Genomic DNA, 9755 nt, shown 5'->3' with positions numbered 1-9755 from the left:
GATGGTTTGGGCTACGGCGTTGTGGGTTTTTTGTTCGAGTCGGGCTATGTCCACGCGGATGTCGGTGAGGCGGCGCAGGGGCTTGTACTCGTAAAACTCGCGGTTAAAATTGATCTCGTAGCCGCGCTTGCTTTTGTCGTGGTCAATCCACGCGTCGGGTACGTGGGGAAGCACTTCGCGTTTAAAATACGCTTCGATGTCTTCCTTGAGCGGCACGTTTTCGGCGTCGCGGAGGTTGGCGTCGGGCTTGGGTTTGCCGTTTTTGTCTTTTACGGGCTGTCCGTTTTTGCGCTCGGGCCGCTCAATCGTGATGCGCGTGTAGCCAAAATCTTCGTTATCGTAGATTTTGAGGAAGGGCGTGGGCGTAAAAGCCCCGTATAGCTGCGTGATTTCCTCAATCTGCTCGGGTGTGATGATGTTGCGCTTGTTGTTGAGGCTGCGCTTCATTTTTACGAAGAACGAAGACGCGTCCAGCAGCACCACTTTGCCCTTGCGTTTGGCTTCTTTATGGTTGGTAATGAGCCAGATATAGGTCGTGATGCCCGTGTTGTAAAAGAGCTGGTCGGGCAGGGCAATGATGCCTTCGAGCAGGTCGTTTTCGATGACCCACTTCCGGATGTCGGAAGGCCCGCTACCCGCGCTGCCCGTAAAGAGCGGCGAGCCGTTGAAGACAATGGCGAGGCGGCTACCGCCTTCGTGGGCGGGCTTCATTTTGCCCACCATGTGCTGCAAAAACAACAGCGAGCCGTCGCTGATGCTCGGCAGTCCGGCCCCGAAGCGTCCGCCGTAGCCTTTGGTGTCGTATTCGTCTTTGATGACTTTCTCCACCTTTTTCCAGTTCACGCCAAAGGGCGGGTTGGACAGCATGTAGTCGAAGGTATCGTGTTTGAAGCGGTCTTCCGAAAAGGAGTTGCCGTGGCGGATGTTTTCGGGGTTTTGGCCCTTGATCATCAAGTCGGCCCGCGCAATGGCGTAAATCTCCTCGTTGAGGTCTTGCCCAAAGAGGTTGATGACCGAGCTGGCGTCGCCGTTGTGTTCTCTGAAATACTGCTCGGCTTCGGTGAGCATCCCGCCCGTGCCGGAGGTGGGGTCGTAGAGGTTGATGATCACGCCCGGTTTGTAGGGGCGGCTATCGTTGACCCACAGCAAATGCACCATGAGCTGAATCACCTCGCGGGGTGTAAAATGCTCCCCGGCGGTTTCGTTGCTGGCCTCGGCAAATTTATAAATGAGGTGTTCAAAAATGTAGCCCATTTCCTGCCGCTCAATATTTTTGAGGTCGAGGTCGTTGAAATCCTTCACCACTTGGAAGAGGAGGTTGGCCTTGTCGAGCCGCACGATTTGTTCGTCAAACCGAAAACTCTCAAAAATATCGCGGACGCTTTTGGAAAAACCCGCGATGTACTGTTGGAGGTTTTTGCGGATGTCGTTGGGCTGACCGAGGAGTTTTTCAAAGTCAAAAGCGCTGTGGTTGTGAAAATACTTAAAGCCCGATTTGGCATTGAGTACTTTGTCAATCACCTCTTCGCTTTGGGTTTTGAGGTACTCGTACTGGGTCAAAACGGCGGGTTTAGCATCCATCAAAAGGCAGTCCAAACGCCGCAGTACCGTAAAAGGAAGGATAACTTTGCCGTATTCGGCCTGTTTATAATCGCCGCGCAGGAGGTCGGCTATGCTCCAAATAAAATTGGCTCTGTCTTGAAAGTTGTTCATAGTAAAAGGTTGTTATGTTAACCTCACCCCAACCCCTCTCCTTTCAGGCGAGGGGCTTTTTTTGCCCATTTAGCGAGGGGAGTATTCATTCTCTCTTGGGTTTTTTATGGTTAAGGGGGAGGGTCGGAGGAGGTGATTTTGCGGGCGGCTTCAAATTCCTTGTTGAAGTGTAACCCAAGTTCGGGCAGTATTTCGGGAGCGGACAATGCCCACGAGACGTAGTAATACGCCAGTAAATGATAGCCCGAAAACAGTTTGTTGGGCATAGCGCTGACGCGGTAGTTTTGCCCTTGGGGGTTGATGCCCTGCGCACCGAGCATGGCTATTTCAAAGGCAATTTTTTGGGTCTGTTCTTTCGGTATTTTTTCAAAAAACCGCAGGGCTTCGGCCATGTACATCATCACGGCGGGGTTGGTGTCGGCCGCCGAGTGTGCCTGCTGAAATTTCTCCTTTTCGCGGGCTTTGGCGGGGTCGGTGCTGTCCAAGTCAAACGGGTCGTTTTCGATGGAAGTCAGCAGATTGTCGAGGTTGGTGCGCTTGGTTCGGTAGGCGATTTCGTCCACCAACTCAAAGTGCGTACTCAGTTTGAGGTCTTCGGCCCAATTCGCCAACAATTCGTATTCTTCGGCGGGTTGGCGGTCGTTTTTATACTGTTGGTATTCGTCATAAAGCTCCTGCGCGGTTTTGAGCTCGGCGGGTGTAGCCTGAAACTCTTTCAGCAGATCCAAGCCGTACAATTCCCTGAATTGCAGGGCATTGATGAGATTATAGACTTTGCTTTTGAATAGGATGTCTTTGGGCCAAACGGTCACTACGTTTTTGTGGGTCATGGCCCGAATACCTTCCTGAATCAGGCCGTGTATTGACACAAACTGATAGGGGCGCAGTGCGGGAAATTGGTCAAAAAGCAATTGCTCGATAAATAAATCAATGGGCGTGTTGTAAGCTTGGAGATTCAGGCCGTCAAACAGCGCGTTGAAGTAGTTGGTGATGTTGGCATCGGCTACGTTTTGTTGGCGGAGTTTCTGTCGTGTGGATTCCAGATTTTTGGCAAAGGCCGCCCGGTGCTGTTGGGTGGCCGTAAAAAGTTGGTTGGCCTTGGCCTGACGGGCTTCGATGACAAATTGCAAATGTACCAACTCGTGCATAATGAGGTGCTGCACGGCGGGGTAATTGGGCTTGTAGCGCACCACGTGAACGGCGCGTTGGTAGTTTTCGGCAAACTCAATTTTGGCCGCCGTAGTTATGTCGGCATCTACTGCGGTTTCAACTTCGGTGCCGCCTTGGGTCGTCAGTTGATGGGTATATTGCGCCACGAGGGCGCTTGCTTCGGCCCGTTGAATCACTTTATCAGCACTTTCAAACGCCTGTTTTATGGCATTTTGGTACAAGGTTTCGTGGTTTTTGGGGGCTTTGAGCACACCCGAAAAATGCGTAAATGCCGCCTGAAAATCGCCTTCGCGCTCGTTGACTAATCCCATCGTAAAGAGAGCATTGGCGTAATTGGGTTGAATTTCAAGGGCTTTGTGTAAGTAGTGTTTGGCCTGCTCGGTTTTTCCGTCTTGGTACAGTAGGTAGCCCGCGTTGGCAGCGGTCAGGTAATCGTCGGGCTTTACCCGCAGGGCTTGGTCGTAGAAACGCAGCGCGGTCGGAAGGTCGCGGTGGTATTGGGCCACACTATTTCCCGCCATCAGCAAGGCGTGGGTATTGGCAGGATTCCAACGCAGGGCGGTAATCAACGCCGCGAGGGCCGCGTCTTGGTCGCCCCCGTCCGACAGGAGTTGGCCCAACATCCGATGGGTTTCCGAATGGGTCGGATTTTGTTGAATCAGGCGTTGAAGAAGAGGTTTGGCTTCGGCGTATCGGCCTTTTTCGCAGAGCGCCGCCGCCTTGCGGAAGTCGGTTGCGTGCAGGGTAGGATTCGGTGCTTCAATGTCAATCGTGACCGAATCGTCGTCAACTGAAATAGTGGGGATGAATGAGTTATAGGAAAATAATTTTATTAACTCATTGATAATCAGTGATTTATTACCCCCCCCATGAGGTTAGGGAAAAGGAGGTCAAAAAAGGTGTCTAAACGGTGAAGGATTTGCATACGTGCGTATTTCCGGTCAATAAAGGCCAAATTTACGACTTGTTTTGAGAGCAGACCAAGGATTGTTTTTTCTTTTGGGGAGGCATAACTTTTTTGCAGGCTGAATACTAAGCAAAATCATCTATTAAAGTGTCCGTTGTCATCAACGGGGCTTTTGTATCCATTTAGATTTAGGGAACAATCAAATTCGATTTGTTGCCATGGACTACAAAGATTATTATAAAATACCGGGTATTGACAAAAAAGCGTCGCAGGATGAAATCAAAGAAAGCATTCCGCAAGCTGGCGGTTCAGTACCACCCTAAATTTCAATGCTATGGAAATCTTACATGTTGTTCACTATTCCGGTTATTCAACCCCGACAGGATTGAATGACTTTGAAGAAGCGCTGGGGTATTCTATGCGCTGTTATTCCATGCGTCACCTGTTGTTGACGGGTACCATGTCGCAGGAGGATTTTGCGGAAGCCCTGCAAAAATCCATGCAGGTTTGTGCTTTTGCAGGGATTGATACAAAAGCCCATTTCAAGAAAATTTACGTGTCTGACTCAAAGACCGGAGCTATTTATTCAGATTGGTTGATGAGTAAAAAAGGATTTAATTTAATGATTATGCAATGTCAGTCATTAAATGAGCAAATTGCGCATTGGTTATGGAAATTAGCCGATTAATCCATTTGAGTTGAAAGACATTACACGCACAGTTTGGGTACTTTCGTTAGTGAGTTTGTTTACAGACACAGCAAGCGAGATGCTGTACCCCATCATGCCCATTTACCTGAAAAGTATTGGCTTTTCCATTGTTCTGATTGGGGTGCTGGAAGGCGTCGCTGAAGCCACTGCGGGAGTAAGCAAAGGTTATTTTGGAAAACTCTCCGACAGCACAGGCCGACGCGCTCCCTTCGTCCAATTCGGCTACGCACTAAGTGCCCTCTCAAAACCTATAATGGGCTTTTTCATTTATCCGCTCTGGATATTCTTTGCACGAACCATAGACCGCATTGGTAAAGGAATCAGAACCGGAGCCCGGGATGCGATACTTTCCGAAGAAGCTACTCCTGCCACCAAAGGGAAAATTTTTGGCTTTCATCGTTCCATGGACACGTTTGGGGCGGTATTAGGCCCCATATTTGCGCTTATTTATCTCTATTATTATCCTCAGGATTACAAAACCCTGTTTTTTATTGCATTTATTCCGGGGTTGCTGGCGGTAATGAGTTCTTTTTTACTGAAAGATAAAAAGCAGCCCAATCCGACAACGATTGCTCGAACTCCTTTCTTTTCTTTCCTGAATTATTGGAAAAGCAGCCCAATCCTTTATCGAAAAGTAGTCATTGGGTTATTGGCTTTTACTTTATTCAACAGTTCGGATGTATTTCTTCTATTAAAAGCCAAACAATCCGGGTTGAGCGATACGTGGGTGATTGGGGTCTATATTTTTTACAACCTGGTGTATGCGCTCTTTGCGTTTCCGATGGGGATTTTAGCCGATAAAATAGGTCTAAAAAAGACCTTGGTCACGGGGCTTCTATTGTATGCCGTCGTCTATTTTGGAATGGCAACCCATGTGGATGGATATCTCTACGCAGGACTGTTTTTTCTTTACGGATTGTATGCCGCTGCTACCGAAGGGATTTCGAAGGCGTGGATCAGCAATACCATCGACAAAAAAGACACCGCTACGGCCCTCGGAACGTACTCTGGGTTTCAGAGTATTGGCACCATGCTCGCCAGCTCTTTGGCGGGGCTGATTTGGTTCCGGTTTGGAGAGGCTGCCACCTTTATCGTAACGGGCGCAGTAGCCGTACTGGTTGTTTTGTATTTTCTGGTTTTCGTAAAATTGCAAAGTGCTGCTGAGTAAACATAGAAACAAAATTCTGTAAGAAATGCTGGTGAAACAGCAGATTCAAATCGACCAATTGAAAATGGTTGTGTCGGAAAAAGGAGAGGCGTCAGATACACCTGTACTTTAAGCAGAAAATGCGCACGAAGAAAGTGATTGTTGAGGCAGTGTAAACTTTTATTTTTTTAAGGGATACAACAGCCTGAAAGCATTGAAAATGGCCTGATGCGTAACGGTAGCGTGGTCTTCCTGGGGTAAATAATCAAAATGTACAGTTACGTTTTTGTTTTTGGCGGATTGTAGTCTTTCCACTAAAAGATTGGCATCTACTTCCATGACGTGCGGTATCTCGCTCGGAGCAAGTCCTTCTTTCCCGACACCAATATAAATGTCCGTTTTTTGCTTAAAACTTTCTTCCAATAGAAGGGAAGGCTGCTTCAATAGCGATAAATTATCCCACCAGATACTGGGACTGATAATGATGTACTTGTTGAAAAGAGTGGGCTTTTTTAATAAAATTTCGGTAGCCAGAAGCCCGCCCAACGATTGTCCGATGATGGTTTTTGAATTAGTGGTTTTGTAAGTACGCTCGATGTAGGGTTGCAGCTCCTTCTCCAAAAAAGCGATAAATTTCTCTGATTTTCCTGCTGTTTTGTTCCGTTTTTTATCTTCTTCCAGCGTGGTTGGATAGGTGAAGTCTCTTCTGCGGTCTACATTGGCGATGCCTACTACGATGGATTTAGGGATACGGTTAATCCACGGAAACGTATTGAATTGAACCAAGCCCACTACGTGAATAAAGTCTTCGTCGGCCGAGCCGTCCAACAGGTAAATGACGGGATATTTTAACGTGTCATTTTTGGTATAACCCTCCGGAAGATAAATATTCAGCACTCTTTTTTCGGCCAACTGTTCCGATTGGATTTCGTCAATTACCCCCAATACAAAGGGTTTGGCAGTGCCTGATTGAGCAAAAGACAAAGTTGTAGCGAAAATTAGAATAAAGATTGATAAGGCTGCTTTCATGAATGCTTGGGATTGTTTTTGTTGCGATTTTGATCCAAAATCGCCGTTGGAATGTCTAATGGATAAATCAACGAATATTGTTTCGTATTCGACTGAGGTGGCGGGGAGTGACTCCCAACATAGAAGCTAAGTATTGCAAAGGAATATGCTGTAACAGATGAGGTTCCTGAGTGAGCAGTTTTTCGTAGCGTTGCTCAGCGGTGAGTACAATTAGGTCATGCCGACTGGCATCAATTCCGCAAATGGAAGCCTCCAAAAGGCCAATGTAGAAATCCTTGAATTGAGGGATTTCATCCACCAATTTTTTTAAATCAGTTCGACTTATCAAATGGATGCTTCCGTCCGTTAAAGCGCGTATATTTTCAAGCGCCGGTGTCTGACTTATAAAACTCATTAAGGAAGCGAAAAACGTGTTTTCAATGGATATATAGCTGGTTTTTTCTTCTCCATCCTTCACTACATAATACTGAAACATCCCGCTTTCAATCAAGCCAATGTACTTGCTCACTTTTCCTTCCTGTACCACAAAATCATTTTTTTTAAACACCTGAAGCTTGAAAGAACTCAGAATTTTATCCAAAGGCTCTCCTGCAAAGCCAATTCGTTCAAAATAGTTTTTGAGCTTTTCCATGGATGGGTTTAGAAATGGATTTTTGTATATGTTCACTCATGTCCTTTACTTCTCCCCGTATTCAGCCAAACCACTTTCTGCTCCGGTTGGTGGGATTGCCCGATGATGTCTTTGTATAAATCAGGACGTCTTGCTTTTATGTAGCGGTGGCCGCCTGCCTGCGTCAATTTGTCGGGAACGATGGTTGCCGTAACAAAACTATCGTCGAACGAACGACATTCGGCAATAATATCTCCAAAAGGGTCAATAATCATTGAACAACCGTTTTTTAATTGGTCATCATCCATACCGATTGGATTTGAAAAAATGGTGTAGACGGCATTGTCATACGCACGGGCAGGGAGCCATTTCATGAGCCATTCACGTCCTTTTAAGCCGTCAAATTCTGCGCGTAAGGAGGTCGGGTCATTTTCGCGGTTTTCCCATAATTTAGGGTCCACAAAACCCGCGCCCGGTCGGGTAGAAGGCGTCCCCATCGTGACGTGAGGCATGAAGATAATATCGGCACCCAGCAACTTTGTGGCTCTTACGTTTTCAATGATGTTGTTATCGTAGCAGATTAAAATACCGCATTTCCAACCCTGAATTTCGAACACACAATAGCTGTCACCGGGTGTTAAATGTGGATTGATGAACGGATGTAGTTTTCTGTATTTGGCCACCAATCCGTTTTTGTCTACGCAAATGTATGCCTTGAATAAACGGTCCTGATTGTCCTTTTCAAAAAGCCCAGCCAAAATCACAATGTCATTGGCTTTTGCTATTTCGGTAAGTTTTAAAATGCTTTCTCCTTCGGGAATAGATTCGGCCAAATCGAGCATTTGTTCTTTGGAAAGATGCCTCGCAAACGTATATCCCGTGATGGAACATTCGTGAAAAGCAATGACGTTGGAGCTTTCCTCCGCTGCTTTTTTGGAGAGTTTTTCAATGACCGACAAATTATAGACTTTGTCTCCGCTTTTGTTCTCAAACTGGGCTGTGGAAATTTTTAACTTATTCATGGGTTGCTGAGAATTTATTGTCACGCCTGTATTTTTAAAGATAGATATACTGCTTACTGCGATGTATTTTTATTCTTTATACGGTTCAAGGAATTTATCACCATTGAAATGGACTAAATGGTCCGGATTATCTGCTATCCAAACTTCTGTTTCCCAAGCTATTTCAGTCATAAATTGACGAAATTTTTGGCGATTTAAAAAAGCAGTTATGTAGACAATGTCATCTATGCTTTATCCGGCAACTTTTAGGGACGGAAAATAGCTGGGGAGCAAATTAACTGTTTTGCGCATCAGGTGACTCTTAATGTTTTGAGCCAAATGAAATGCGAAGTAGGGCGCAACGGCATTACCAATTTGATTGTATTGATTGGTTTCAGTTCCTGAAAATTCAAACCAATCCGGGAAACTTTGCAACCTTGCCGCTTCCCTTACCGTAATTCTTCTTCTTCTTCCATCTCTTAATCTTACTCTGTGCATATCTCCCGTAGCGCCGGCCAAATTTCTGCAAGTTAATGTTCGTGCAGGTCGGTCTAAATATAAATCTCGCGGATTGATGCATTTTGAAGCTTTTTCGTAGTTGGCAACATACCTATCCATGGATTCGGTGAAAAATTTTGAGTCCTCATCAAATTGGAAAGCAAGCTCACCCAATGCCTGTCCTGCGGTGATTACTCGATTTGCTTTGCTCGGTAAGTTCATTTTGTTTTTAGAGCCAATGACAATGACTCGTTCCCGATTTTGGGGCACTTCATAGTTTACAGCGTTGAGCAAAGCATAATTAATGTAATACCCTAATTTTTCCAGCTCTTCAATCACTTCTTTTAGGTACCACTTATTTTTATAGAGCATTCCCCGTACATTTTCAAATAAAAGCACTTCGGGGTTTAATTGCCTGATAGCCGATAAAAAGATGGGAAAACCGTCTCGTGAATCTTTAAGACCAAGTTGCTTACCACCCACACTAAACGGCTGGCAAGGTGGACCTCCTATCACAATATCTGCTTTAGGATAAGTTGAATCTATTGTTAATTTTTCGTTTATACATGCTCCAATTAAATTTTGGTTATAAGTTTCGCAAGCATTTGCATCCATTTCATAACCTATTGTTTTAAATCCATTTGCCTCAAAACCAAGGGAAAGCCCACCGCAACCAGCAAAAAGGTCAACTACCGTTTTGTTCAAATCAGTATCAACCCAAGGCTTGAATTTCCTGTTTATTTCTTCCCAATATTCCATGTAGTAAAGTTACGAGTTTCTTTTGGTTCGATTGGTTGGTACGAAGAATAGCGCCGAAGTTATATGTTCTCTTCTTTGATTTTTCAATAGCTTGGTAGCTTTTTAGGGGAGAAGAAAAAAGTGTGGCAGTTTTGGGGTCTCTGACCTCCCAACAAAACTACCATCACTATGTTCGATAAACTTACGTCTATCAAGGCAATAATAGGAAAAGT

Annotated in this window: 9 protein-coding genes; 2 read left to right on the top strand and 7 right to left on the bottom strand. The window is 45.6% G+C overall.

All coding sequences use genetic code 11. The annotated features are described in order from the left end of the window. Together Q0081_RS06070 and Q0081_RS06065 are read right to left on the bottom strand one after the other, a co-directional pair. Positions 1-1713, bottom strand: a 1713-nt coding sequence (locus Q0081_RS06070; RefSeq protein WP_298350345.1) for a class I SAM-dependent DNA methyltransferase, incomplete at its 3' end; no start/stop codon positions are given. A 110-nt stretch (positions 1714-1823) separates the two neighbouring features. Beyond that, a complete protein-coding gene (locus Q0081_RS06065) occupies positions 1824-3626 on the bottom strand; it encodes a tetratricopeptide repeat protein (RefSeq protein WP_298350348.1) in 1803 nt (600 codons plus the stop codon). 498 nt (positions 3627-4124) lie between these two features. On the opposite strand from Q0081_RS06065, the gene Q0081_RS06060 reads away from it, so the two are divergent. Together Q0081_RS06060 and Q0081_RS06055 are read left to right on the top strand one after the other, a co-directional pair. Beyond that, on the top strand, positions 4125-4478 hold the full coding sequence (locus Q0081_RS06060) for a hypothetical protein (RefSeq protein WP_298350343.1): 354 nt from the start codon (positions 4125-4127) through the stop codon (positions 4476-4478). A 10-nt stretch (positions 4479-4488) separates the two neighbouring features. Continuing rightward, entirely contained in the window at positions 4489-5667 is a 1179-nt protein-coding gene (locus Q0081_RS06055; protein ID WP_298350342.1) for an MFS transporter, read from the top strand. A gap of 159 nt (positions 5668-5826) precedes the next feature. Here Q0081_RS06055 and Q0081_RS06050 read toward each other — a convergent pair whose 3' ends face one another. The 5 genes from Q0081_RS06050 to Q0081_RS06030 all read right to left on the bottom strand — a co-directional run bounded on the left by Q0081_RS06050 (position 5827) and on the right by Q0081_RS06030 (position 9543). After that, positions 5827-6675 (bottom strand): alpha/beta hydrolase, encoded by an 849-nt coding sequence (locus Q0081_RS06050; protein ID WP_298350340.1) that lies wholly within the window; start codon positions 6673-6675, stop codon positions 5827-5829. Positions 6676-6742: 67 nt separating this feature from the next. Next, on the bottom strand, positions 6743-7306 hold the full coding sequence (locus Q0081_RS06045; RefSeq protein ID WP_298350338.1) for a Crp/Fnr family transcriptional regulator: 564 nt from the start codon (positions 7304-7306) through the stop codon (positions 6743-6745). Positions 7307-7338: 32 nt separating this feature from the next. Then, positions 7339-8307 carry a nitrilase family protein gene (locus Q0081_RS06040; protein ID WP_298350336.1) on the bottom strand — a complete coding sequence of 323 codons (969 nt, stop codon included), beginning with the start codon at positions 8305-8307 and terminating at the stop codon, positions 7339-7341. Between the two features lie 69 nt (positions 8308-8376). Then, positions 8377-8517, bottom strand: a complete 141-nt coding sequence (locus Q0081_RS06035; RefSeq protein ID WP_298350346.1) for a BsuBI/PstI family type II restriction endonuclease — start codon at positions 8515-8517, stop codon at positions 8377-8379. 21 nt (positions 8518-8538) lie between these two features. Then, positions 8539-9543 carry a DNA cytosine methyltransferase gene (locus Q0081_RS06030; RefSeq protein ID WP_298350334.1) on the bottom strand — a complete coding sequence of 335 codons (1005 nt, stop codon included), beginning with the start codon at positions 9541-9543 and terminating at the stop codon, positions 8539-8541. Between the last annotated feature and the right edge of the window lie 212 nt (positions 9544-9755).

Origin of the sequence: Runella sp. (assembly GCF_027484545.1) — a bacterium.
In the GTDB taxonomy this organism is placed as follows: Bacteria; Bacteroidota; Bacteroidia; order Cytophagales; family Spirosomataceae; genus Runella.
Note: the sequence above shows the minus strand (reverse complement) of the source record. Positions and strands in the feature narration are given on the sequence as shown.

Excerpts from the sequence above, each read along its gene's own strand:
- Q0081_RS06060 (WP_298350343.1), top strand. The coding sequence starts at position 4,125 with ATGGAAATCTTACATGTTGTTCACTATTCCGGTTATTCAACCCCGACA.
- Q0081_RS06050 (WP_298350340.1), bottom strand. The coding sequence starts at position 6,675 with ATGAAAGCAGCCTTATCAATCTTTATTCTAATTTTCGCTACAACTTTG.
- Q0081_RS06045 (WP_298350338.1), bottom strand. The coding sequence starts at position 7,306 with ATGGAAAAGCTCAAAAACTATTTTGAACGAATTGGCTTTGCAGGAGAG.
- Q0081_RS06040 (WP_298350336.1), bottom strand. The coding sequence starts at position 8,307 with ATGAATAAGTTAAAAATTTCCACAGCCCAGTTTGAGAACAAAAGCGGA.
- Q0081_RS06030 (WP_298350334.1), bottom strand. The coding sequence starts at position 9,543 with ATGGAATATTGGGAAGAAATAAACAGGAAATTCAAGCCTTGGGTTGAT.